Origin of the sequence: Vibrio sp. MEBiC08052 (assembly GCF_001506075.1) — a bacterium.
Lineage (GTDB): Bacteria > Pseudomonadota > Gammaproteobacteria > Enterobacterales > Vibrionaceae > Vibrio.
In genome coordinates, this window is the sequence record NZ_KQ947475.1 from 2,788,877 (window position 1) to 2,813,961 (window position 25,085).

The window sequence follows — 25,085 nt, forward strand, 5'->3', positions numbered from 1 at the left end:
TCTTCGTTAACGCGGAATGGGGCAATTTCGAGTTACACATTTAATCAAAAATACACTTATTCACAGAACTCCAAGTGAAAAGAAGGTGCCAGCTCGGACTCTATCCGCCATGCGAAGACGCGGGTGATCAATTCACGTCCGGCAGTGATGACGCCTTTCAAAACCCTGACCAATTCGTTATCACAATATTGACTACTTTTCACCGCTCCGGTGTCCTTGTCGATGGAAAGCTCATAGTAAGGTTTGAATATCTGTGCTTTGCGTTCACAAAACACACCGCCCATTTGCAGCGTGTAAGTCTTCCAGTCGCCTTTGTCTGCGGCTTCGATGATTGTGGCTCTTTCCGGTAAATCCATGATGTCCTTTAATCTGCGCAATTCACGCCAGACCGTGACCGAACAACCGCCAAGTTGTTGAAACTGACGAATGCCCCAACAGGCCGCCCATGCATCCACTCTGGCCGCTGCTTCCACTGTTTATTGAGATACGCCTGACCATCTAACGGGGTCAATCCTTCCCACTTGGGATTGATAGCACCTGATTTGGAATAACTACGGTGATACTTTGACGGGCAGGTGATGGTTAAAAAGGTCGCTTCATGCCCTAAGTCTTGCACCAACTCTTCAAAGCCTCTGGCTCTGACCATCAGCTCGCCTTTTCTGATTTTCGGGTCTGATACCCCTTTTTGTGACAATTCCAGTAATGAGAAGCGCTGGCCTTGCTCATTGACAGCAAAGGTATTCGATAAGTATTTATGTTGATAGGCTTTTTGTCTGATACGGGCTTTCAGCGTCAGACGAGAGCAATACAAACTGGTTTTCTTGTTCACCTGATTGAGATGATGCAGCACCGTTTCAATATTGCGTCTGAGCGATTTTCTCAGTTTACGTAACCACCACTTTGCATCACCGTAGCGGCCCATTTCACCATTGAGGGAATAGGTTTCTGTGGGAGTAATCCCTTGCTGACGGATAAAGCCGCGGACGGTCTCAAGGGCGAGTTCATCATTGAGAAATTGACGACGCAAAGCAAACACGGATTGAGCCAGATACTTGGCTTTCTCGCGTAAGTCATCCTCACTGAGATTCAATTCCAGTTGACGAACGGACAGCTTAGCCGCAATTTGTTCGGTGGTCGTTCTTAAATAGGTATTGCGCTCAAACTTGGTTGACTTGCTGAGATACGCTTTCAGCAGTAGTTTTTGTATTTCTACCGGAAAGCAAAAAAGCCTTTGCTGAACAAAGGCTCTGTCATCCCACGCGATTGATGAAAGGTCAATCTCGGTCTGAATCATGGTATCTGTTTTTGTCATTGGCTGGCTTTCCCTTTTGGCGTCAGGAAAAACTCATCCCAACGCTGACCAAAGAAATTGACCGGAGTGAAACGAATCAGTCCGGCCTGATAGAGCTTTTCAACCGTGCCTTGAAAGACTCGTACAGGTAACCGGGTTTTCGGTTGAATGTCGCCTTTCATCGGCCCATAGTCCGAGCAGACTTTAAACGTCCGCCCGCTCTTCATCCATTTGAGTAAAGTGTGTTGCTCTTGAGTCAGTTGAGGGATTGATTCAGACACGACACCTCCCTTCCTGAGCCAGATGCTCAGCTTGGTGTGATTGTCCAGCCACCGGTCTAAATCTTCTTTAAGGTAACGAACCGAACGTCCGATTTTAATAAACGGCAGGCCCTGACTTTAATCCCAAAAAGGCAAATTTTATCAAATACTTATCATTATATTTAATGCTAAGCCTTTCTTGTTTCTATCGGCTGTGTAGCAAATAGAAAGAATCCCCACGGGTAGCTCTGGTAGTCATCTTTTCCTTCATTAGAATCCCAGCTCAACTAATCGCTCGACTTCGTAACTCATTAAATTAATTGAGATAAAACAGAATATCAGATAGTTCCTGATGATCTGCATCAGTACAGATACCCTAAAACTTCATCAGATATTCACGCGCTTTCTGCGTAAGATACAATTCAAGCGGAATTTCCTTTTTTTATCCGAATTGTTCCACTATTTCACCAATAATAACGTGCTGGGGGTAAGTAGACTGCTGAATACGGTACTCATCTCAGAAGGATAGGATTTTGAAAAAGAAAGTGACTGGTCGCAGGATAGTCCTGTTGGCTAATAGTCGAACCTGTGACAACAGTATTATTCTGTATGGTTACCTAAGAGCGTGGATTGAAAATGATCCCGCTCTGGCTGGTGTTCAACTGCTGTATTTTGATTATCTTACGGCTCGGTTATATACAGGTTTTAATGATAACTTGATGGAATTAATAGGTTTAAATACTAGTATAGCCGATGCCAACCCCAACTATCTTCAGAATATCGCACGAATAACTGAATGTTATAGCGGATTAACGACAAATGCTCAAAGACATAAATTCTTGCGGGCCTGGTGTCGAACCGTCGAGACAGTTGATGGTAAGGTACTGACTGCATTAAGACGAGGCTTAATCGAAAAAATTCAGAACAATGCTAATAGTGTACTCGATTGTTTAATGAAAGAAGATAAACACGAGTATGTACCCACCTGCTTTGTCATTGCCCCAAATGGTCGAAATATGCCTCTTGAGTTTCTCGGCTTTGGTCATAAAGTCAGTGTTGCGACAGATGATTCATTTCAAATTGTCGACAAAACAGGGCAGCAACGAGTACCTGCAGAATTAACACTTAATTTCGCTGTCAATGATACGATTAGCATTCTGTTCGAACTTTTTCTATGTAAGGCGATTATCGCTAATGACAGGGCACGCTATTTAGGCAATTGCTATGGCTCTCAGATCATGTGGTATGCCATTGGAGGGTCGTTATTCACCACTCAAAAATATGCCGATGAAAACTTCTCAACCACAAATAACTACGTCGCAATGGAATTTAACGGTGGTGTTCTCAATGTTAGCGATGCCGATGGTTTTACTCTGGATGCATTAGATTTGGCGCCGAACTATGCTTACCATGAAATGACCCGAGAGAAATATTATAATTTCTTTGATTTTAGAAAACGCGAAGAGCCTTTTTATGGCCAGCATATCAATATCGATTACAATCACTCATTCATGATGAAAACCAATTCAATTATTGATGAGATGTTTTGTCGACAGCAATTGACCTATGTCGAAGATGAACTGGCCGAAGCTGTTGCCGAGCAAACCAATGATAATCGTCAGGCGGTCAATCCGCTTAATTCGGTCACTCGGCTCAATAAGCATGCCAGCGGACATAAAGGTTCGTCATGGATAGGGGAATATTGTCTGGAAAAGAGGATCTATGGCTTTCAAGGTCATCCACTTTACCATATTCATCAATTTACCCCCAGTGATAGTTGGAATAACCGTGCCTGGGATTTCGAATATATTGAAGACCAAACCAAAGAAAATCCTCATTTCCAAATCAATAGAGCCGTTATGTTAAAATGCTTGTTTGGCTAATTTGAGCGATATTATTGAACTAGGAGTTATCCATTATGAAAAGAACAGAAAATGGTCAAGTAGTCGATTATACCAGCTTTAGTTATACAGAAATGGAAGCTTTGGCTCATGAACTGCGCAGTGATAAAATCAAGCTTATCGAGCAAAATGCTTCGCCTAAAACTTATGAGTTTACTGAACTGGAACTAACGGATGTACATCAGCGCCTTAAAACCTTGGAAGTGGTTGAAAATATAGTACTAGTAAAAGAAGGTTATACTACAAGAGTAAAGAGCACTCAAATCATTCGTTACCCGGGTATTGACTCTTGCTTAGCTGTAACTATCACGTTAAGTAGTGGTGATAAGGTCGGCGGGCATTTTGTTATGACCGAACCTGGAACTTCTCCTTATACCGGGCCAGAAATGATCAACAGAATGAAGGATCTAGTAGGACAAGACACTGTTTCTGCCATCACTTTTAATTACAAGCCTCCATTGGGGTGGGATAAAGACTACAAAAATATGTTAGATGTGAAATTCGACTGGGATGACCAGAATCTGAATGAGTCTGTTATCGATGCACTCAAAACCAGTTTCAATTGCCATAATGTTCAATCGACAGCAGTTGGTGGTGACGTAAACAAATAATGAATAGCAGAGACAGGCGGCACCACATAAATTGTGTTATTTATATACATCCTTTCAACTATACTTGATGCCTGTGTATAGAGAAATTAAGCAGATCTTGATATTTAATTTCTATTTATAGCAAAATCATTGATATCTTCCTGCTATAAACACACGTCCCAAACTATCTTTCGGATATGAAAAAAGGCCGGAAATCCGGCCCTTACACATACCCGAGTACAATATTGAGTGCGGCTTATTTGGATTCAAACGAACCTAAATCAGGTGCCTTGCCATTGTAATTGAGGCCGACATCTGTACCGGCATCAATCAGTTCACTTCCCGATTTCAAATGGAAGAACTGAACAACGGGTAAACTACCATCACTTTGGCGCTCAGCCAGTAAATCATCGATGTTAATGCTTGCGAAGTCAGACGATGAAAACGAAAGACCATCCTGCCAGCTATTATTGGTGATGTTGGTTGAACCAGCGCCAAACTTATCCCGGTTATCACCATCTAAAGAAATGCTGTTTTTGATGGTCAGATTCTTCAGTTGACGTGAGCTGCCATCGCCTAAACCAAAGTTACGGTTATTGTCATAAGCAATTGCATTGTAAATCGTGACAGTGCCTCGGTTACTATTTTGGTCGTAACCATCCGCAGTATTCCCCGCAGAGATCGTATTAATATAAACACCGTTGTGTGCTAAATCTTTACCATCACTTCCGCCGGTTTTAAAACCGTTACCATCCCCGGCACCTTTCACACCATTTTTCTGATAACCATTTCGAATCATCCAGGTGTATTCCAGCGTTGTGGTCACTGAGCTGCCGTTATCACGCAGGTAACCATCAAAACCGTCATCCAAATTGTTCCATGCCCGGCAACCGTAGAAGTAGTTTCCGCTTCCCACGGTTAGCTTGGCAGCAAACCCATCGGCATTTTCAAGCGTTGAATCGGCATTGTAGTAAGAATCAGAGTTCTTGATGAAGTTGTAAGCAGCCCCACTACTGATTTGCAGCCCCGTATCTGAGTTCTCATAAAACTTCATGAACTCGATCGTATTATGCGAACCTGTCAGGTACATCCCATTGTCACCTGCCTTTTTGATATCGAAGCCATATAAGTGCCAATAGTCTCCACTCAGTTGGAAGCCACGGTTGGTACTTTTCTCTGACATAGCAGAGAAATCAAACACCGGGCGTTTATCGCCGGGATAAGCACTCAATACAATCGCTTTCGATGCCGTACCACTACGTTTAATCTTGATGGTCTCTGAGGCATAGTATGTACCGCTCCGCATATAGATGACATCTCCGGCTTTTGCGTCGTCGATCGCAGCAAGCAGTCCCGCCAGTGTAGAAACGACCGAGGCATCAGAATCAACATGTTTGATAAAAGAGGGATAGCCATTCGTTAACGGCTCACGATTCGCTCCCGCAAGTTGAGCAGCAACCGCTGTCGGTGCAGCTGAAGAACTTGAAATATCCGCAGATGAAGTACGACCAGAACCGGAAGATCCACACGTTCTTGTTACAGGCTCAAGCCACCAGCGTTGAGAGCTAATACCGGCATCTTGGTTTTGATAAATATCAGAACCTTCCGTTGACCCGGCAACGGTCAGCAACAATGCCGAATTCGCATTGATGATCTTATAAGTTCCCTGATAAGTACCTGATGTCACCTGAACCAGTTGCCACTCCTGACTTGACGAATTGCTGTAGGGATTCTGTCGAACAGTCGCACCATTACTTTTTGAACCGCCTTCTACAGTGACCGCATACGAGGTATTGGAAGCCTGAATCGCCCAATAACCATTACTTTGCTGATTCAGTATAAATCGTTGAGAATCACTCCCCGTATTTTTTTGGGCTGCGATATTCGCTTTTTTGGCAGTGGATTCCGCGGCGACTAACATGTCAGCACCAGAATTGACAATTTTATACACAATGCCATCTACGGGTTGATCCGTGCAGTAATCTGCCGCATAAATCGGCCCACTGAGCATGACAGAGCCCATCACACCGGCAAGCAAAATATGCCTATTTTTAACATTATAAACCTTCACAGTTATGGTTCCTTCTATGTTCACACATGATGTAAAGCTTTCGGTATATCCATCGATAACGACGACAGAAACCGTCTGTCACTGATGCCGACTGATATATAAAAATTATTGTTTATCAAAATAAGAAGTGTATAAGAAATGGACAGAAAAACAACAAAATGAAACATCGTTTTATTTTTAATTCAAATAAACACAGTAAGCATCACATATTTTTATATCTATATACTATTGAAATAACTGTAATGTTTATTTTTGCGCAGAACCTCTCATTTTTATGAAATAATTCAAGATGAGCTAGTCAATTTAATATCCGCTAGATGATTAATTAAAGCACCAATCGATCCATTATAGAATTCTCTATATTCATCACCTTTGCCGCTTCTGTGACCGAGTTGTTTTCTTAAGAACAAATTGAGTTGCTTCTAGCCAAAACTTGGTAGTGAATATGCTTTGTCATCATGCCATCTGTAATATTATGAGATATATCTCAACTGCTCTATTCAAATGACCAAATAACTATGCTATTACAATAGATAATCATTTCGTAAAATAAAAAATGGGAATTTTATTGTAGAAATAGAATAACCTTATAAACACCAACATTAATTCCACTCAATTAATCAAGAATAGAGTCATATATTTAGGGTACAAAAATAAAGATTGAAACTGGGAAATATATTATAGAAAATGTGGCTAATATTTATTAGCCACTACATAGAATGTAATTTTCAGAAAAAACTGTCCAATTCGATACTAAAGTTAATTGTTAATAAATGCTGCTGTTATTTTACATACATTATCTACTTTAGGTAGTGAATCATCAACTTCTATGCTTACTTTTTTACCAGCCATAAAGGCAGCAAGCATTGCTGATAATAAGTGAGTATCTTCAGCTTTAATATCTGCGGCATCATTTCTACATGCAGTCCCACCCCAAGCTCCTTTAGTAAAAAAGTAGACTCTGGTCAATCCATTATACTCTGGGTTGGAAATCCTTGAAGTGGATGAAGGATGCCACTGCAATATTGTAAGTTCATTTCTCTGTCCAACTTTAGCGGCTGCAGAAAATGAAAGTAATAAAATTGAAATAAACACTATTTTTTTCATAAAACCCCTCAATCATTCAATATAATAATACGATTCAGTAGAGATTACCTCTATAAATTTAGAAAGACAATAATTAATACCAACCTAATTAATTCATGTATAAGAACAATTACAAATAACATAGTTAAAAGTAATTATACATTAAATGAAATGCATCTGATTTTTATCAAAAATAAACTTCTTTATAAATATATCCGCCCCCTTCACTTTAGTTAGCTCACTCAGGGCTCATACACAACCACGTCAAATTAAGACCAACACTTTCCTGAACAGCGTATATACTTCAAGTAAGTGAACACAGCGAAGGAGGCAAGGCAGACCATGGAAATATCTCAACATGACGTAACGGATCTATTCGAACAGCTTGGTCTAGGGAGTTCACCGGAAGAAATTAAATATTTTGTGAATAACCATCGACATACACAAGATTCGACACCAATCCATGAAGCGAGCTTTTGGACAGCTTCCCAATCGGCTTTTTTGAAACAGGCTATAGAGGAAGATGCCAATTGGGTAGAATTAGTCGATCAGCTCGATGTGATGCTGCGAGACTAACTGATTCAATCATGTATTCTTTTATACTTAAATGTACAGTCAGTGCTATTTACTTGAATGTTCCTACCAATACCCCGACAACTTTAAGGTAATAGTGACGCTCATTTATGCCGGCGCCCAAAGAACCAAGAAAGTGGTCGGGGTGATAAACTGATATGACTACATTCCACCTCGGCAGTAGGTCACCCAAACCTCATTACTGCCACAACCGCTATCAACGACACAATCGAGACCTTTCTTTTGTACTTGCATTGAAAGCAACCATGAATAGAATTCTTTAAAATGCTGTTTACTCATATCTAATCTAAAATATTGTGGTCTAACACCTGCGCATCGTCCTTGATTGGTACCATTTAGATAGAATCGACCATCAGTCCCCATATGAATATAATTTGGCACACCTAAACTAATCCATCCACTACCATTTCCTTGTGCGTCTAAAGCGAATGCATTCACATGTACCATAAGACAGAGAAAGGAAATCAAAATCTTTTTCATAAATACTCCATATATAGTTTTAACGTTGGCGTCTGGATTTCAATAAGCCTTTTAAAAGATAAAAATATTTTTCGACCAAACTTTACCTAGACACTCCCAAATAAAATGACCACATTTTATATGCGCAATGTTTATATCACACAAGTGCACATTGAACATCATAAGTTGTACTCAAACATATTTTTACGACTGCTCGCATTCATCTGTTTTCGGGAAGAAGTTAACATCACTATATAATCACAGCGGCGGTTGCACTTTTCATCACGACAGCCCAAGCTGAAACAGTTCTCTTGAACTTCGAGGCTGATTATGCAGATACAATGTGTTTCAATATCAACAGTGCCGGATTCTTATATCAAAATAAAAGTCGCCACAGACAAAACGAAGTGTAGTAAAGCATTATTGGAGATGAATGATGAATGAAATAACGTTAGGTGAACGCTCAGTCGTTTACGTCACGGATATCTACTGTGGCTGGTGTTGGGGCTTCTCTGAACGCATGAAAGAATTTGAAGCCGCGAACCGCCATCGCGTCAATTTTACAGTTATCAGTGGCGGTTTATTTACCGGAGAAAGAGCAACGGCTATTTCCAACTATCCACATATCTCTCAGGCCAATGAACAAATTACGATGCTTACCGGTGCAAATTTTGGTGCCCCGTATCAGCAACTTTTAAAAGAAGGCAGTCATATGCTGAATTCGCTTGATGCAGCAGTTGCTCTGGCCACCTTACGCGATCAAGCCCCGGAGCGTTCAATATTGTGGACCCACGCGCTACAATCTGCATTTTATGAGCAAGGTCTTGACCTCTCCGACCACAACACGATCGCTGCAATAGCCTTAGCGCACGGACTTGATGCGGATGCTGTACGCACAAACCTAATCAATGGAAAAGCAATCAAGATAGCCAAGCAAGATTTCGCAATAGCCCATCAACTTGGGGTTGCATCATATCCGACCCTGCTTTTTATTGATGGCAGCAATATATATCAACTTCCTGCAACGGGGACACCATTCGATATTCTGAACCAAAAATTAGATGCACTGTTAACATAAAATATTGAGGAAAGCGACCATCATTCAGTGGACCCCATGGTCGCTTTATTATTCTAGAACTTGTTCTTGGTCCCGCGATTTGCAAAAACCATGAGCGAAACATGAAAAAACTTTTAATCAGCTTTATCTTACTTGTCACACTTTCTGGTTGTGCAGCGATGTTTAACGGCACAAGTCAACAAGTATCGATCCGTAGTAAAAACCCAGCAGCTAAGATCTATGTGAATGACGCATATCTTGGCGATGGTAATGTCATTACAGTATTCAAAAAAATCAAAACTATACAATTCGCGTTGAAGAAGATAATTGCAACTCAGTCACGATTCCTGTAACGAAGTCATTTGATCCAACCACGTTACGTTGTTGCGCGTATTTATCGACTTTGGCCTTGTTTCCATACTTGTCGTAGATGACACTGGCGCATGGCAAAAATTTGATCAAACAAGCGGCATCGTAGATGCAAATTGTTCAAAATAAAAAATTTCAGGCAGCACTATGCTGCTTTTTTACACCTTTATATCACACTCTTTTTCACGATCCGACAGGCCGATTGATCATCCTCTCGATTACGGCCAAGCCCGTTTTTTACCACCATTGGCTTTAATCAGCTCAATCGCTTTCTTCGACTTATCTTCAATCGAACGCAGACTACGGGTAACGTTCTCCTGAAACTCAGCTTTGTTTTGGCCCGGTAGTTCAGGCGGTGTGGATGCTGCAGATTGTAATTGGTGGATCATTTGAACCAATTGCTTATTCTGAGCTTCCAGCGATTTCACTTTCGCGGTCAGCTCTCGGAGCATGGAATTCTGCTCTTGAATTCGAGATTCTATATTATTGAAAGACTGGAGTATTTGTCCGATATTTTGCTCTGTCATCAATCTGTCCGATTCAACCTACATGCCTAAAGTGTAGGTCAAACTGAATGACTTATTGAAACAATCTGCATGATTGCCACGATGATCATCGAAATCCCCGCTCAACGCTATTCGCCAATCATGGCGACCAATCTATCCACGCTGAACCGTTTGTTGAAACGGGGGCATCGTTTGAGCCCCCGCGACAATCAGCTAGTGCTGAGATTCATGATAATCATCTTGCGCCTGATAATAATTATCCTGAAAGGCCAGACTTCCCCACATGGCGTAAGCGTGCGCTCTCTCGACGATCGACTCGGCCACCGGATGATCGGATAACGTATCGTGTTGCGGATCATACTGATACGTGGTAATCCCCTGCTCGGGACGAATCACCACGACTTGATTATCAGCGGTCATCCAACCAAAGTTCTTATCCCGTTGCATCAACGCCCGCTGCTTATCGACTGGTACCGTTTTGGTCATATCATTGCCGACCATCGGATTGATACTACTGATCCCGGCCAGAGATAATAGCGTCGGTGGCAGGTCGATCTGGCTGACCAAACGATCATCGAGTCGGTGTTCAATGCCACCACCAAAGATGATCGCAGGGATTTTAAAGTGACCAATCGGTACCGGTAAATTACCGCTGGTACGGGCATCATGGTCAGCAACAGCGACAAAGATCGTGTCATTCCAGTACGAAGACTGCTTCGCCTGCTTCACAAATTGGCCCAAAGCATAATCAGCATATTTGACTGCATTTTCCTGGGTATTTTTCGGCTGGTTATACAGTTCGAACGGTCGATCCGGAAACTCATACGGTGTGTGATTGGATGAGGAGAAAACTAAACTAAAGAAAGGCTTATCCTGCGCATCCAGTTGAGTAAACTGTTCATCCGCTTTTTTGTACAAGTCGCTATCGGAAGCGCCCCATGATCCAACAAATTCTGGAGACTTAAAGGTTGGAAAATCCTGCATATCAACAAAGCCATTACCAAGGAAAAAGCTTTTCATATTGTCAAAATGGCTCTCTCCACCGTAAATGAACTGTGTATGATAACCCCGTTTTTTCAGAAGGTCGGCAAGCGTGAAAAAGTTGGTCTGACTTTTACCCAGTTTCACGACCGCACGTGCCGGTGTCGGTGTAAACCCAGTCGTCACGGCTTCGATCCCACGGACAGAACGGGTTCCCGTGGCGTACATGCGGGTAAAAGCCCAGCCTTCATCGATTAAGTGATCGATATTAGGAGAAGCATTAATTCCCCCGAGACGGCTGACAAATTGCGCACCATGACTCTCTAATAGCAAAATCACAATATTCTTTGGCTTACCCTGATACTGGGCCTGATGACTGGCTAATGTCGGTCTGTCACCCGGCACAAAATCTTGCGGTGCAACATTCATTGAAGCTTTCACTTCTTCGATAATTTTGTCTTTGGCCATTTTCGGATAAAACTGAAATGCACTCGCTTCAGAGCCCATCTGTTTGGCAGCAAAGATCACCGAATAAGAAGAGTTTAGGGCAAAATCATTCATCAATGGATCACTGGAAAAAGCCACCATAGCCGGATTCATCGGACGATGCTCAAAGCTCGACCGGGCTCCCATCAAGCCCAACGCAACCACGCCGACAGCAATCACCGGACGCCAGTACCAGCGAGGGAAAGAAAGACCCGTTACCAATTTTTTCGACCAGCGCCAGCCGATAAAAATCGTCAACACCGACGTAATCAGACCAATCAGCAGCTCCAGTTTATAGCCGCTCCAAAGCATCCCAAAAACTTCTTTCGGATAGATCAGATACTCAACAAATAATCGATTCGGACGAAGATCATACTCTTGAATAAACGGAACGGTTGCCACCTCCATATACACAACCAACCATAATCCGGCAGTCAGCCAGATGCGGAGAATCACATGCCAGCAGCGTCCAATCAGATGATCCCCTGAAAACAGAGCAGAAAGAAGTGCAGGTAAGATCAACAAATAACAGATCGATGACACATCAACCCGTAAACCTCCCAAGAAAATATTTCCCCATCCTTGGGCATCATTCACGCGTTCAATCTGCCATAACGACAAACCCAAACGGGAAATCGTAAAAAGAAGAATAAAAACAATCGCGGCGCTAACAATCGGATATAACGGCCCCAACAAGACTTTTACTTTATACAATGTCAATTCCCTCAAAGATATACTGATGCTCCCCTCTGACAAAAATGACCATCAAGAATCATTTCAAGCTCAGAATCCAACACCTTGTTGTCGTTCGACCAACAAATCTGAAATAAATTCAGATAACTCACATATATAAAACCAAATTTACATCTATTTCAGAGACAAAACCGGTCAAACGCTGCTTATCACAACATTCATTGAACTTGCAGATAATCCCTAAATATAGAAAAGCTTGGACAAAATACAAAGGCATAGTCTACATGTGTGATCGATTTTCGCAGTAGCATCACACTGACATTCACCCATGATTTTGATCTCATCATGGGTGATACACAGCAACAGTTCAAATTAACAGGCATTCATCATGTTGCAACAATAGAGTCATCAGAGCGTCACCCGCATGACACGAAAGCCTCATAAAACTGAAGCGCATCTGCAACAAAACCACCCTAGCATGGGGATCATAATCATGATTCGAGGTTGATATGCTAGCGAACAGTCCTTTTAAGCTACCCAAAAAGACGCCATTCGGTGTCGGAGAACATATTGCGGAATGGGCAACAGGCTTAACGAAATTAGATAAGTTTTATGCGCAACGTCCGGCAAACTGTGATACCCAGACCTTTTTAAGATTCACTTTGGAAATTTTAGGTATCGATTATCGGGTGATTAAAGGGGACTTCAATCATATTCCAGCTTCCGGCCCTACCGTTGTGGTCGCCAACCATCCGCTCGGATGTGTTGAAGGCGTCATTTTGGCTGAAATGCTGTTACAAATTCGTTCCGATGTACAGATTCTCGCCAATCACTATCTGAAAACGGTTCCCGAGTTAGATTCGCTGTTTATCGGGGTTGATGTCTTCAACACCAACCAGGCACAACAGGCAAATCTGAAGGCAATGCGCGCAGCACATCGTCATCTGGAACAGGGCGGCTTAATGCTGATTTTCCCTGCCGGAGAAGTGTCTCACCTGGTCGATATCAAACAACAACGGCTACAGGATAAAGCGTGGAGCACGTCTGTCAGCCGCTTAATTAAAAAACACCACGCAACGTCAGTACCTATCTTTATTAACGGGCAAAACTCCAAGCGTTTCTATATGGCAGGCAAAATTCACCCGCTATTGAGAACGCTGATGCTCGGACGGGAACTCCTCAATAAAAAATCCCGCGCTATCGAGATCGCTATCGGTCAGCCGATTCAGTATAAAGAAATCACACCACTGAATGATGAGCAGTTAGTCCATTATCTGCGCTTTAATACCTATCTGCTCAATCCGGCGACCCAAAAACAACGCAATAAGCAAGATGGAGATCTCACCCTCCCCCCTGTCGCACCTCGTTTACCGCTTGATGATCTGAAAAGTGATCTGGCTCGGTTATCCGCTGAAGAACATATATTGCAATACAATGAATTTGATGTGTATTGCGCCAAAGCAGCATCCATTCCATGCATCATGCACGAAATTGGTCGCGTTCGGGAGATCAATTTCCGTCAGGTTGGTGAAGGAACGGGGCTGGCGCTGGATATTGATAAATTCGATCGTCATTACTTCCACTTGTTTATCTGGGATCGGGAAGCCGATGAACTAGTCGGTGCCTATCGCTTAGGTCTGGTTGATCAACTGATGGCGGAACATGGTCTGGCCGGGCTCTATTCCAGTACCCTGTTCAACTACGATCCTCAGTTTATCCATCAAATGGGTAAATCAATAGAGATGGGCCGCTCCGTTGTCGCGCAATCTTATCAGAAGAGCATGGCATCACTGCTACTCCTCTGGAAAGGGATTGCCACATTCGTGACCCGTCATCCACAGTATACTCACCTGTTTGGTCCGGTCAGTATCAGTAATGAATATAGTGATGATGCCCGTCAATTACTGGCACAAACCATGACTTTAAATTACTACGATCCTGAGCAGGCGCAATTAGTCAAACCCACCAATCCACTGCCGACCCACAAATACCACGACTGGAATATTCATCTGCTCAGTGCACTGGCGGACTTACAACTTCTGTCCAAAGTCATTGCCCGAATTGATGAAGGGAAAGGTGTACCGGTGCTATTGCGTCAATATTTAGGACTGAACGGCAAATTTGCCTGCTTCAATGTTGATCCGGATTTTAATGATTCGCTGGACGGCCTGATTGTGGTTGATCTCCGCCAGGTTTCAGAAAAAACCTTAACCCGCTATATGGGCAGCGCTCCGACCAAAGCTTATCTGGCATATCATGCGGTATAAAATGCAATGCTCCCCAGAGTCAATCTGTCTCTGGGGATGGCACTGTGGGCAGGATGTCATCACTCTCGATAGAGATACTGTGCCCCGATGACTCCGAAAACTGTAGTGATATTTTGACCGGTGTATTATTCGACCACCAGCGTGATTTTTTGGATAACGTCACCTGCGGCATAACCTCTGTGGTGTTGTGTCGGTCGCTTTGTTCAAGGTAGGCATTCAACTCAAGCGACAAGCTCTCAACTTTGAAAAAACGACACGGACACAACATGTATAACGGTATCCATTGAACCTGATAACGAATCCCTTCATCAGTGATACAGGGCATTTTTATCCCGACAGGCTTGGCTGTCATCATCGCCTCATCATCAACGGAAAAATAATCCTGAAGCGGTGAAAACTTTTCATCTTCCGTACGTGCTTTGGCCCGGAGAATATCTCGCATCAACCATTCAGCCAGTGCACCGGAAGAATGGGACTTCACCTTCACAGACTTTATCTTCATCGCTCACACCTTGATCCCGGTTAGCCACGATTGAGTTTCGGCCGCTCACCTTCAGCTTTCAGCCCATTGGTCACTATTTGATACTGACGATACTTATCCAACCCCTGACGATAAACAGGATAACTACTGACTGACAGCGCCACCGAGCTATGACAAACCGGACACGAAAAATGCGCACCGGATAACAGCAGTTCAGGCTCAATGTAAATGATACTTTTCTTACCGTTTTCAAGGCAAGTCGGACAAGGCAATTGCGTATTCATGGAAGCACCTCTGTTCAGATAAATAGAGAAATAGAGAAATAGAGAAATAATCAACGTAGAAAAAGGGCCAGCCCCAGGGCATAGACTAGAAGGCTGGCCAAGTGAGGTTGCGTCATCACTACTGTGATGATTCTCCGTTTTGGGTGATCATAATCGGTGCAATATTGTCGGTATAAGCCTTAATGATCACGCCCACGCCTTCAGGCAACGGCAATTGACCGGCATGAACCTTGACGTCATAACTCGCTTTATTACTCTTTTCATACTTTTCCGTATTGCTGTTGCTCTTTTCAGAAGATTTCGACACGCTGCCACTCACGCTGGCTGAGAAAGGGCCATAGCCAATCTTGGCTTCAAAACTGCCCTGAGCACTCATATTCTCTTTTTCTTGCTGACTTTGTTCATTTGCGAAGCTGGATTTCACCTCCATATTGAATTCAATGCTGACGTCATCGACTGCCAGTGCATTGAGAGGTAACAGTGTCAGTAGCGGAATCGAAATCGATGATTCGGCGGTATCCGTACTGACGGTCGATTTCCCTTCATCCTTGCCTTTGGTCGTGGTAATGATCGGGCGTTTAAGTTTGAGCTCCACCATCACCGGCTGATATTCAGAACGTGAATTGTCGTCCTTATCACCACCGTCCCCCTTAACGGCCTGCTTACTGAAACAGCTATCGAGCATGAACTTTACCTGCGTCATTGCCATTTTATTGTTCGCCTCAGCCGCGGCCATCAATGGCCCGCCGATCAGATCTCCCATCGGGAGACCACTAAATTGTTGTGCCATTGAGACCAGACCCGGCCCTGAAGTGACTGCCATAAAGACTCCTTATCTGTATATAAAGTAAACGTCTGCGCTTTAGTCATCACAGACATGGTTCCCGCAGATTAACCCGGAACTTGTGCCCGCAACGCCCTTTCATAACCATCAACGATATATTTCAGCCCGTCCGGGGTCTCCATCGCCGCGATTTTTACTTCCAGCTTCGCTTTACCGCCATGGCCCTGATTGGCCCCTTCTTCTGCCATCTCTTTTGCTTTGAGGGTTCGTTTAGGAAATGAAACTTGCAGCGCATCACCATTAACACTGAGCTCCAATTCGGTAGAGAAACTCATTTCCTGCAGTTCAACCTGAGATAATGGGATCAGGGTGATCAACGGGACGTTAACTGTCTGTACACTCGGCCCGTTGCGAGTCACCGTCGGATACTGCATCGCCACCATTTTCGGTTTAAGAATCGGAATGTCGCTCCCATATTCACCATGCATAAACCGCTTCGGTACGTCATCTGACGGAGGTGGATTTTTGCCGGTACGTTTCGGTGTTTTGCCCTCAACTTTAGCATCGGAACGACCGACATCTGCCATATGTGTGATGTCTTCATCATCTTCATCCGCCGGTTCAAAAAAACGCTCCAGCAAATCGAGATTTTTTTGGATCAGCGCCTCTCCGGCTGAAGCCGTCGCCACATGAATCGAATGGACAAACTCTTCTAAGTTGATCATGCATCTCAGTTCCGTTAGTTCACATGGACTCAGTATTGTTGACCGCTCCCAAAAGTTATCGGCTTAATGCAGGGACTTTCAGGTCAAATCAATGCATGGTTGCCCTCTCAAATTCAGTGGTGAGCGATTCAGTGATCGTGAGTTATTTCACCGTCAAAAAAACGATTTTCGCCAAGCCTTTACATCGCTAATACGATGTGATCAATCAAGCGATTGAGGGGAAAGTGCCAATGAAACCATTACTGGAAAAATTAAAAGCAAAGAGTCGGCCGATCCTGTTAGGACTGGCAGGTATCGCATCAGCATCGGTGATCCCGGTCTGGCAAATTTATTTTGTCGAAACCTCAGATGTCACACTCGAAATCACCGGTATTCAACGGATCGAATCGGATCATCTCAAAACTACACTCGACACCGATGAACTCAAGTTGCTTGAACCTTATATTCCTGAACACCTGCGCTATGAATACAATCCTCAAGGACAAAAGGGCGATAAAATCGACTACCCCGAATTCACCGTATCCACCTTGATCAATGCGTATGATGCAGCCCGTCAGGATCTGAAAAATATTGCAGAAACCCGCGCCAAGCTGGAACAATACATTGCGACCATCAATGCCTACCTAGACCCGAAAGATCACGAACACCAGCTCAGTGAATTTAGGGTCGGCGAGATGAAACAGTGGACACTCAGCAATTATATGGACGACTCAGAAGCCCACTACTACGAAAAACAAGTGCTCACCATCACCCGCAACTATGCCGAATTGAAATTTACCGGTAAACAGACGCCCCAGTTTAACCTGCCGGCGCTGAAGTTTTTGCTGTCCGATGTGAGAGATGATCTCAGCGAAGTCATCGAACAAAATAATCACCGGCTGGAACAGCTACGGGATAATATCCGGGGTATCGAGGCCCAACTCAACAAATTAAAAGCCGAAAAATATCACCAATATAGTTATTTCACCCTCGACGTTGTAGCCGGTAATGTTGGCCGGGTCAGTACGTCACTCCGTCCTGTGGCCTTAATGCGGGTACAAATCAGTGACAATAATTATGTCGATGTGCGTTTATTGATGGAGGATTATCAGAATAACGCGGAGCTGCCGCCGGCATCGACCAAAGTCCTCCATTATCGCTCCGCTGAATTAAATCATCTGCCCAATGATGATCGCACGCTGGTGAATACGTTTTGGGGCAGTACCGGTCTTGCCAGAATACTGACGCTCGATACCAGCGAACATATTTACGCCTCAAACACCATCGCTTTTGCCGATAATCAAAACCAGAAAGTGATGGTCGATAAGCTGAAAAAAGCCGCTGGATATTTTTAAACGGATTCCCCCGAATCCTTCCCCGCTTTCCCCAATATTTCAGCAGTGTTGTCCATTACTGTGACCTTGTATTCATCCATATTATACAAGGAGCGAACCATGCAAGAGCTGGAACTGACGGCATCAGTCGGCAACGGTGCAGACAATACCCCGGAAGATGTGTTGAATATCCAGAAAGCGCTGAATCGAATTGCCGGTAAAATCGGTCTTTCAACGCCGTTAGCCGAAGACGGACAAATTATTGATGCCCACGATCAATCCCCGACCTGTCAGGCCATCGGGCTGTTACAGACCACCCTGTTAGGCTATCGCCACCCCGATAACCGTATCGACTGTGGCGGTAAAAGTGAACAAGCACTCAAACAGGCACTCCTGCCGACTCCGGCTTATATCCCCGATCTGGCGCTACCGGAATCAGCCCCCCAAAGAGGACTCAGCGAACAGGATTATCAGGATGCCGGCGCAACCCTCTCATGTGAGGTAGCCGCGATCAAAGCCGTCTCGGATGTCGAATCCGCCGGCAGTGGATTCTTTGCATCCGGTGCACCTTGCCTATTGTTTGAAGCACATCAGTTCTCCAAATACAGTGACCATCGCTTTGATGACTCCCATCCGAATATTTCTTCTCAAAAATGGAATCGCTCACTGTATACAGGTGGCGAAAAAGAGTATGAGCGATTGCAACAAGCCCTGACGCTGGACCGGGAAGCCGCTTTGAAATCCGCGTCTTACGGTCGCTATCAGATCATGGGGTTCAACCATCAAAGTGCCGGTTATGATGATGTCGAAAGTTTTGTCCGGGATATGTTTTTGGCAGAACGCCATCATCTGATGGCCTTTGTCCATTTTATTCAGTCTAATTCGAAACTGCTCAGTGCTATTCAATCTCTCGACTGGGCAACCTTTGCCCGTTACTACAACGGTCCGGGTTATGCTGAAAACCACTACGATGAAAAGTTACAACAGGCTTATGAACATCATCAAAGAAATAATGCAGCACAGTGATATTCTCTCTGAATATCTGGATATCACCGCATATCAGTCGATATGAATAAACCATCGGTGATAGATTCGCCATATTCCGGCAAAAGCGACCCGCTTGCCATCACGGACCGAACAACAAAGGAGAACACCCGTGTCATCAGATATCATTTTGAAAACACAGCAGCTCAGTCAAGAGATTGCGTCAACCTACCCTTTGGACGCAATGAAGATGGACGCCTTCTGGGCAGCACTGAACGATTTACAAGTGAAGTTTTATCTCCAGATCACCGGGCTGGATTTTCTCGGGGAGCCCGATGGAGATGAGTCCATCACCATCACCAACCGGGGCCATGTCATTTGCGATATCAGTCAGTGGCAGATCAATGCCGGAAGCCCTCATCAAGACTATATTTTCCCCGAGGACACCCTGCTCCGGGGCGGTGAGTCTGTCACGGTTTATACCCGGCCCGGTGCCCGACATAGTTTTAATTCAAACCGCTCGATCTGGAACAATAATGGTGATACAGCCACGCTGTTCAATCAGAGCGGTGAAGTCATCTCAACCTGGCTTTACGGGAAAGCGGCTCATATGCATGTGCCGATATCTAACGTGCACTATAAAGGCGATGAATTCAGAACTGAGGGTGACGAATATGTTGAATTAACTAACATCTCCGAGCATCGTATTGATATCACCGGGTGGCAGCTTACCTCAGAGAGCAATACGCACAGCTTTACCTTCCCGTCGGGTGCGATTATTGAACCCTCGGGGACGGTCCGGGTTTATACCAATCGTCCCCCCAGTGCTGCCAATGAATATAGTGCCAATAGCCCGAAAGCGATCTGGAACAATCGCGGAGGGATGTGCGTGCTGTCCGATTATCTTGGATATGAGATAGCTTTTTTTGCGTATTAATCATGCAAAAACCATCATTCAGCAGCATCGTTACAGACACAGATGAGTGATCATCAATATGGTTATTCGCGCATTCAGTCGTCGCTCCCCCGGGAGCGCGGCTGCAGAACCGCCATCGAGTTCTGATAAAACAGTACCAACGTCTGCCCTGCTCGAGACACAAACGCTGATCAACGACGGCATTCGACTGTTACATTATGTTGCCCGTTCGGGGAACTTGAATGTTGATCCGGAAATCGCAGCTGGCATTATCAACGCGCAAAGCAACCTGCACAGCCGCAATTGGGGGGAAGAAGATGAAGGCCGCTTATTAAGTTGCTATGACAAACTCGCCAGTCAGGTCTGGCCGGTGACCGTCGAAAGTATTAAAGCCGTTGTCCCCAATGCCGTCAACGGACAAATCGAGTCCCCTCGCGCCAATCGCACCATTATCTGGTATCGCCGTTATACCGTCTTTACTCTGATCATTCTACTCAGCGTCCAGATCTATTACCTGTTCGGTTACGGACTAACCCAAACCCTGTTGCAGTATACCCATTTGCCCCTGTCATCAACTCCGGTCACGCAAGAGCAACCAGCGACTTCTTCGCCTCAAAAAGCTGAGCTCTACGAAAATCATCTCCGCGCCAGTTATCAGTTGTTACAATATTGGAACCAAGTCTGGATGCTCGGCAATGATTTTCAACTGGCACCGGCCGATCAGCAGATCCCGCCCGGTCAGGAAGAACGGACCATCCACTTTGCCACCCATTTGATTGCAGCCCAGTCCGTACTCCAAATGTTACAAAACTATATCCTGCCCTTAATGTACGGTTTGTTGGGTGCCTTTATTTTTGTCCTGCGTAGCCTGTTACAACAAATCAGAACCCTGACCTATACCGCGAGTCGTGAAATCGGCTATCGTCTGCGACTGACTCTCGGCTGTCTGGCCGGGATGATCACCGGTTGGCTGCTCAAACCAGAAATGGGCACCATGACGCTTTCGCCAATGGCTCTGGCCTTTATTGCCGGCTACAGCATTGAAGTGCTCTTCAGTGCTCTCGATATGATCATCGACAATATTCGTAAGAAAACACCGGAAACCAAAGATTCAACCCCGCCTTAGTCTGCATCATCTGCCTATTTTTCTGATGCGATAAAACAATGATGTTCCCCTTTAATCATGTAACAGAATAAAACACCTCATAAAAACATCATATGGACTAAATTCCACATTAAAAACCAATTTAAATGACAGAATCAGATTATCTATCGAGATATAGCGATAAATTTGCAAATGATAAAGGCCCGTCTAGACTTAGACTCGCCTAAATGTAACAAAATATTTCTTGACTTCTAAATAGAAATGTATAGTTTATCAAACTGATTGAAATGAAACTAGGTGCATTAACATATTACTCATTTAACAACTACCTTCATCCTTATTTTGGTGTTCATCCAATGATGAAGATATGTACACCTTTATGAATCGAATACGACATATTTATATTATTTTTTTATATTATTAATACCCATATGTAGGTACGTATTATTAATATATATACGTATTAATATGTCTTCGTATAGTTAATTTTAATTAAATAAATTAAATTCACGAGAGTTAGTGTAAAAATAAGCCATACCCAATTGTAATAGTCGTTCATATCAAATTGATAAATACATTTGTATATAAAAATATCATTGATAAATTATTGCAATTGAATATATAAAACAATTAGATTTACAGGAATTCGTCAGTATGAATAGTACCGAAGGCTACGTCGTTTCGTGCGCCCAAGAAGCCATGTGGTTTGTGGATGGGTTTAATTCAACCAGTCGGGAGAATGAACTCAGGGTCGCATTTAAACTTGAAAAACAAACAAATATAAAAGACTTGTGTCAAAAATTGATTGATATCATCAATCAGAATGATGAATTAAGAAGTCATTTTAGACCCAGTGATACTGAATTATTAAAATATATTTCCCCATATTTTAATATTGATGACATCATCAAATATCATCAAGAAATGAATGAAGACGAATTCATTCATAATGTATTATTAGAAAAATTTGACTTAAAATCAGATCACTGTTTAATCAAAATTCACCTCAACCAAAATACAGAAAAACATCTCATTGTCATTAGAGTACATCATATTATTTCTGACTTTCATCTTATTGAAACTATCATTAAGCAGCTATTTGAAAGCAACTCTCAGCCTTCATTCCCGACACGGGCTCTCAGCGAATTACAATCCGAATATATTGATAGTCAGGAATATCGGGATGATATTCATTTTTGGTCGGAACAATTAAAACAGAAAAAGACCACACTTGAATTATTACCGAATACACCACCTCAAAATGAATTTAATGGCAGTATTTGTAAGACCCGAATCAAAGGCAAGCTATATTCGAATATTAGGCAATACTGCGACCACGCCAGTATCAGCCCTGCACGGTTGCTCAGTCAGATATTTGCCATGACGTTATATCGTTTGAGCGGGCAAGCCGAGTTTTGCATGGGTTTATCCGTCAGTATGCGGAAAAATTATCCGGACGTCGGTTTGGGTTACGCAGTGAATGTACTGCCAATCCCATACGATTTTTCTCCGGAACAGACTGTCAACGACACGCTCTTAACTGGTAATGAGATCATTTTGAACGCACTGCGTCATAGCCGGCTTCCCTTGAAGCGGATCGTTGAAGCCTGCGCACCGGAGCGATCAATCAGCGCCAACCCGCTGTTTAATGTGTGCTTCAATTTCCAAACGCTCTCGCAACCTTATCAGGGCAGTCTGTCCTCTTTACTTTACGGTTCTCAAGGGCAATCCATCACCGTCGATCAGACGACACTTGAGCCCTTCAACATCGATCAAATTGATTGCCAGTTTGATTTACTGATGGTGGCGGAAGAAACCACTGACGGATTTGACGTTTTTCTCCTCCATAAAGATAACGTAATCAGTCATGCAACCGCTGAAGGTATTTTGGCGAACTTTGTCCATTTTTCCGACGTCTGTCTGCAACAACCGGAACGCGCACTCTCCGAATTTAGTTTCACCACGAACAAAGCACAACGCCCGTTGACAACCCAACCCGGCACCACCAATCGCACACTGGTTGACTGGCTGAATGAAACCGCGGCAAAGTATCCAAATCATCTGGCGATTCGCTACAACGACACCCAACTCACCTATCAATCATTATTCCGTCTGGCCGACAATTTGGCCCACCAGTTGATCGGATATGGCGTGAAGCGTGGTGACAAAATCCCGCTGTGCTTCAATCCCGGACCCGACATGATTGTCGCGCTCCTTGCCGTACTGAAATGCGGTGCCTGTTATGTGCCGATTAACCCCGCGTATCCCGATAGTCGCGTTGGTGATATTTTATCCGATATTCAGGCCGTCAACGGCTTGGTGGAAGAGAGCCTTACCGCAAGATTTGAGCCATTGCTGGAACGGGTCATCGTACCCGATCTCGATGCTCTGGCACAGCAAACACCGACCGGCTCACTGATGTCATACTTACCGGACGGTGAAGATCTGGCCTATATCATTTATACCTCCGGTTCGACAGGTAAACCCAAAGGTGTCCAGATTTGCCACCGCAATGTCGTCCGCCTGTTTACCACCAGCGACGATAGCTTCCATTTTTCTGACGCGGATGTCTGGACGCTTTACCACTCATTTGCTTTTGATTTCTCGGTTTGGGAGATCTTTGGTGCTCTGCTCTACGGTGGTCGTCTCGTGATTGTGCCTTATCTGATCTCGCGCAGCCCTGAAGAGTTCTCGCAGCTGGTCGAACAAGAACAAGTGACCGTCCTCAATCAGACACCGACCGCCTTTTCCCGCTTCAGTGAAAGTTGTATTCGCAATCAACTCTCACTGCATCAGCTACGGGTGGTCGTGTTCGGTGGCGAAGCCCTCAATCTGGCGAGCTTATTACCGTGGTATAACACCTACGGAGAACGCGTCAGACTGATCAACATGTACGGTATTACGGAAACAACAGTTCATGTCACCTATCGTCAGTTAACCCAACAAGACTGCCTTGAAGACCGGGGGAGCCTGATCGGAATGCCCCTGAATGATTTGGGTGTCGTCGTGATGGATACATTCGGCCACCCGTTACCGATTGGCTGGCCGGGAGAAATGTATGTCGCAGGTGAAGGATTAGCCAAAGGGTATTTCAACCGTCCCGAACTCACGGCAGAAAAATTCATCGAAAAAACACTGGGTGGGGGAACGCTGCGTTTGTATCGCTCCGGAGATCTGGCCCGCTTTATCAGTGATCAAGAAATTGACTATCTCGGTCGCATCGACCATCAGGTCAAAATACGTGGATTCCGGATTGAGCTTGGTGACATTCAGGCCAAACTATCGCGAATTGAGGCGGTTTCTCACGCATTTGTGACCACCCAAAAAACCGACAATGACACCATTCTCATCGCTTACTTATTGGTGAACGCACCGGTTAGCTACGAACAGATTATTCAGGAGATCGCAGCTGATCTACCGGAATATATGATTCCGCAACAATTTTATCTCACCGATGAAATTCCACTGACCGTCAATAACAAAGTCGATATGAAGCGGTTGCATGACATATCAACCCAATTATTACCGACCGTCCGAAATAAGATCGCTGAGTCAGAAACCGAAGTCACCATTTTGTCGATTTGGCAGAAAATTCTCGGCCTCGATGAAATCGATCTGGAAAGCGACTTCTTCACCATGGGAGGGAACTCCAGCTCTATCTTGAAAGTTTATCAGCAACTGAACCAACACTACCCCAGTCAGCTATTGGTCACTGACTTATTTAAATACAGGAATATCCGCAGCTTATCTCGATTTTTATCAGATAAAACCACAACTGCGCCCGACAAAAAGACCGATTCGCAAAAAACGGCAAGAGCGCAGAAAAGAATCAATCAATTAAAAACCAGAAGACAACGTCAACCCCAATTAAATGGTGCATAA

23 protein-coding genes are annotated in these 25,085 nt (G+C 44.0%); 11 read left to right on the plus strand and 12 right to left on the minus strand.

The features are described from left to right. Positions 1 to 56: 56 nt before the first annotated feature. Genes VRK_RS21430 through VRK_RS12175 form a run of 3 tightly spaced genes read right to left on the minus strand, consistent with a single transcriptional unit; the run spans position 57 to position 1,572 of the window. A complete protein-coding gene (locus tag VRK_RS21430) occupies positions 57 to 356 on the minus strand; it encodes a hypothetical protein (RefSeq protein WP_231735763.1) in 300 nt (99 codons plus the stop codon). A gap of 8 nt (positions 357 to 364) precedes the next feature. Next, the gene (locus VRK_RS12170) at positions 365 to 1,312 is read right to left on the minus strand and encodes a replication endonuclease (RefSeq protein ID WP_231735764.1); all 948 of its coding nucleotides are present in this window, start codon (positions 1,310 to 1,312) and stop codon (positions 365 to 367) included. Next, a complete protein-coding gene (locus tag VRK_RS12175; RefSeq protein WP_231735765.1) occupies positions 1,309 to 1,572 on the minus strand; it encodes a hypothetical protein in 264 nt (87 codons plus the stop codon). The genes VRK_RS12170 and VRK_RS12175 overlap by 4 nt, the downstream gene beginning before the upstream one ends. A gap of 512 nt (positions 1,573 to 2,084) precedes the next feature. On the opposite strand from VRK_RS12175, the gene VRK_RS12180 reads away from it, so the two are divergent. Both VRK_RS12180 and VRK_RS12185 read left to right on the plus strand, forming a co-directional pair. Beyond that, positions 2,085 to 3,434, plus strand: coding sequence for a hypothetical protein (locus tag VRK_RS12180; RefSeq protein ID WP_157371905.1), 1,350 nt, complete (start codon positions 2,085 to 2,087; stop codon positions 3,432 to 3,434). Positions 3,435 to 3,469: 35 nt separating this feature from the next. Further along, entirely contained in the window at positions 3,470 to 4,063 is a 594-nt protein-coding gene (locus VRK_RS12185; protein WP_059121615.1) for a hypothetical protein, read from the plus strand. Between the two features lie 235 nt (positions 4,064 to 4,298). On the opposite strand, the gene VRK_RS12190 is transcribed toward VRK_RS12185, so the two are convergent. Both VRK_RS12190 and VRK_RS12195 read right to left on the minus strand, forming a co-directional pair. Then, complete coding sequence (locus VRK_RS12190) at positions 4,299 to 6,113, minus strand: RICIN domain-containing protein (protein ID WP_197413098.1); 1,815 nt, start codon at positions 6,111 to 6,113, stop codon at positions 4,299 to 4,301. Between the two features lie 759 nt (positions 6,114 to 6,872). Then, positions 6,873 to 7,220, minus strand: coding sequence for a hypothetical protein (locus VRK_RS12195; protein ID WP_059121616.1), 348 nt, complete (start codon positions 7,218 to 7,220; stop codon positions 6,873 to 6,875). Positions 7,221 to 7,541: 321 nt separating this feature from the next. On the opposite strand from VRK_RS12195, the gene VRK_RS12200 reads away from it, so the two are divergent. Next, entirely contained in the window at positions 7,542 to 7,775 is a 234-nt protein-coding gene (locus VRK_RS12200) for a DUF2789 domain-containing protein (protein ID WP_059121617.1), read from the plus strand. A 159-nt stretch (positions 7,776 to 7,934) separates the two neighbouring features. On the opposite strand, the gene VRK_RS12205 is transcribed toward VRK_RS12200, so the two are convergent. Then, on the minus strand, positions 7,935 to 8,273 hold the full coding sequence (locus VRK_RS12205) for a hypothetical protein (protein WP_059121618.1): 339 nt from the start codon (positions 8,271 to 8,273) through the stop codon (positions 7,935 to 7,937). A 412-nt stretch (positions 8,274 to 8,685) separates the two neighbouring features. On the opposite strand from VRK_RS12205, the gene VRK_RS12210 reads away from it, so the two are divergent. After that, positions 8,686 to 9,330 carry a DsbA family protein gene (locus tag VRK_RS12210; protein ID WP_197413099.1) on the plus strand — a complete coding sequence of 215 codons (645 nt, stop codon included), beginning with the start codon at positions 8,686 to 8,688 and terminating at the stop codon, positions 9,328 to 9,330. A gap of 101 nt (positions 9,331 to 9,431) precedes the next feature. Continuing rightward, positions 9,432 to 9,662 (plus strand): hypothetical protein, encoded by a 231-nt coding sequence (locus VRK_RS21435; protein WP_231735766.1) that lies wholly within the window; start codon positions 9,432 to 9,434, stop codon positions 9,660 to 9,662. 234 nt (positions 9,663 to 9,896) lie between these two features. On the opposite strand, the gene VRK_RS12220 is transcribed toward VRK_RS21435, so the two are convergent. Together VRK_RS12220 and VRK_RS12225 are read right to left on the minus strand one after the other, a co-directional pair. Continuing rightward, positions 9,897 to 10,205, minus strand: a complete 309-nt coding sequence (locus tag VRK_RS12220; protein ID WP_059121620.1) for a hypothetical protein — start codon at positions 10,203 to 10,205, stop codon at positions 9,897 to 9,899. A gap of 192 nt (positions 10,206 to 10,397) precedes the next feature. After that, complete coding sequence (locus VRK_RS12225) at positions 10,398 to 12,365, minus strand: LTA synthase family protein (RefSeq protein ID WP_157371906.1); 1,968 nt, start codon at positions 12,363 to 12,365, stop codon at positions 10,398 to 10,400. Between the two features lie 488 nt (positions 12,366 to 12,853). On the opposite strand from VRK_RS12225, the gene VRK_RS12230 reads away from it, so the two are divergent. After that, positions 12,854 to 14,611, plus strand: coding sequence for a lysophospholipid acyltransferase family protein (locus tag VRK_RS12230; RefSeq protein WP_059121622.1), 1,758 nt, complete (start codon positions 12,854 to 12,856; stop codon positions 14,609 to 14,611). A gap of 19 nt (positions 14,612 to 14,630) precedes the next feature. Here the strand turns inward: VRK_RS12230 and VRK_RS12235 are convergent, their stop codons facing one another. The 4 genes from VRK_RS12235 to VRK_RS12250 form a co-directional block, all read right to left on the minus strand. After that, positions 14,631 to 15,113 (minus strand): hypothetical protein, encoded by a 483-nt coding sequence (locus VRK_RS12235; protein WP_059121623.1) that lies wholly within the window; start codon positions 15,111 to 15,113, stop codon positions 14,631 to 14,633. Positions 15,114 to 15,133: 20 nt separating this feature from the next. Continuing rightward, positions 15,134 to 15,376, minus strand: coding sequence for a hypothetical protein (locus VRK_RS12240; protein WP_059121624.1), 243 nt, complete (start codon positions 15,374 to 15,376; stop codon positions 15,134 to 15,136). Between the two features lie 118 nt (positions 15,377 to 15,494). Then, positions 15,495 to 16,199, minus strand: coding sequence for a DUF2589 domain-containing protein (locus tag VRK_RS12245; protein ID WP_197413100.1), 705 nt, complete (start codon positions 16,197 to 16,199; stop codon positions 15,495 to 15,497). Positions 16,200 to 16,267: 68 nt separating this feature from the next. After that, positions 16,268 to 16,885 (minus strand): DUF2589 domain-containing protein, encoded by a 618-nt coding sequence (locus tag VRK_RS12250; RefSeq protein ID WP_059121625.1) that lies wholly within the window; start codon positions 16,883 to 16,885, stop codon positions 16,268 to 16,270. 230 nt (positions 16,886 to 17,115) lie between these two features. Between VRK_RS12250 and VRK_RS12255 the strand changes: the two genes are divergently transcribed. From VRK_RS12255 to VRK_RS12275, 5 genes are all read left to right on the plus strand, one after another. Next, positions 17,116 to 18,219 carry a hypothetical protein gene (locus tag VRK_RS12255; RefSeq protein WP_059121626.1) on the plus strand — a complete coding sequence of 368 codons (1,104 nt, stop codon included), beginning with the start codon at positions 17,116 to 17,118 and terminating at the stop codon, positions 18,217 to 18,219. A gap of 99 nt (positions 18,220 to 18,318) precedes the next feature. Next, entirely contained in the window at positions 18,319 to 19,224 is a 906-nt protein-coding gene (locus tag VRK_RS12260; protein ID WP_059121627.1) for an N-acetylmuramidase family protein, read from the plus strand. Positions 19,225 to 19,354: 130 nt separating this feature from the next. Continuing rightward, complete coding sequence (locus tag VRK_RS12265) at positions 19,355 to 20,119, plus strand: lamin tail domain-containing protein (protein WP_059121628.1); 765 nt, start codon at positions 19,355 to 19,357, stop codon at positions 20,117 to 20,119. Between the two features lie 58 nt (positions 20,120 to 20,177). Then, a complete protein-coding gene (locus VRK_RS12270; RefSeq protein WP_059121629.1) occupies positions 20,178 to 21,224 on the plus strand; it encodes a hypothetical protein in 1,047 nt (348 codons plus the stop codon). Positions 21,225 to 21,857: 633 nt separating this feature from the next. Next, complete coding sequence (locus VRK_RS12275; protein WP_059121630.1) at positions 21,858 to 25,085, plus strand: non-ribosomal peptide synthetase; 3,228 nt, start codon at positions 21,858 to 21,860, stop codon at positions 25,083 to 25,085.

Coding starts and splice junctions, on each gene's coding strand:
- VRK_RS21430 (WP_231735763.1), bottom strand. CDS start 356: ATGGATTTACCGGAAAGAGCCACAATCATCGAAGCCGCAGACAAAGGC.
- VRK_RS12170 (WP_231735764.1), bottom strand. CDS start 1,312: ATGACAAAAACAGATACCATGATTCAGACCGAGATTGACCTTTCATCA.
- VRK_RS12185 (WP_059121615.1), top strand. CDS start 3,470: ATGAAAAGAACAGAAAATGGTCAAGTAGTCGATTATACCAGCTTTAGT.
- VRK_RS12195 (WP_059121616.1), bottom strand. CDS start 7,220: ATGAAAAAAATAGTGTTTATTTCAATTTTATTACTTTCATTTTCTGCA.
- VRK_RS12200 (WP_059121617.1), top strand. CDS start 7,542: ATGGAAATATCTCAACATGACGTAACGGATCTATTCGAACAGCTTGGT.
- VRK_RS12205 (WP_059121618.1), bottom strand. CDS start 8,273: ATGAAAAAGATTTTGATTTCCTTTCTCTGTCTTATGGTACATGTGAAT.
- VRK_RS12210 (WP_197413099.1), top strand. CDS start 8,686: ATGATGAATGAAATAACGTTAGGTGAACGCTCAGTCGTTTACGTCACG.
- VRK_RS21435 (WP_231735766.1), top strand. CDS start 9,432: ATGAAAAAACTTTTAATCAGCTTTATCTTACTTGTCACACTTTCTGGT.
- VRK_RS12220 (WP_059121620.1), bottom strand. CDS start 10,205: ATGACAGAGCAAAATATCGGACAAATACTCCAGTCTTTCAATAATATA.
- VRK_RS12230 (WP_059121622.1), top strand. CDS start 12,854: ATGCTAGCGAACAGTCCTTTTAAGCTACCCAAAAAGACGCCATTCGGT.
- VRK_RS12235 (WP_059121623.1), bottom strand. CDS start 15,113: ATGAAGATAAAGTCTGTGAAGGTGAAGTCCCATTCTTCCGGTGCACTG.
- VRK_RS12240 (WP_059121624.1), bottom strand. CDS start 15,376: ATGAATACGCAATTGCCTTGTCCGACTTGCCTTGAAAACGGTAAGAAA.
- VRK_RS12245 (WP_197413100.1), bottom strand. CDS start 16,199: ATGGCAGTCACTTCAGGGCCGGGTCTGGTCTCAATGGCACAACAATTT.
- VRK_RS12250 (WP_059121625.1), bottom strand. CDS start 16,885: ATGATCAACTTAGAAGAGTTTGTCCATTCGATTCATGTGGCGACGGCT.
- VRK_RS12255 (WP_059121626.1), top strand. CDS start 17,116: ATGAAACCATTACTGGAAAAATTAAAAGCAAAGAGTCGGCCGATCCTG.
- VRK_RS12260 (WP_059121627.1), top strand. CDS start 18,319: ATGCAAGAGCTGGAACTGACGGCATCAGTCGGCAACGGTGCAGACAAT.
- VRK_RS12270 (WP_059121629.1), top strand. CDS start 20,178: ATGGTTATTCGCGCATTCAGTCGTCGCTCCCCCGGGAGCGCGGCTGCA.
- VRK_RS12275 (WP_059121630.1), top strand. CDS start 21,858: ATGAATAGTACCGAAGGCTACGTCGTTTCGTGCGCCCAAGAAGCCATG.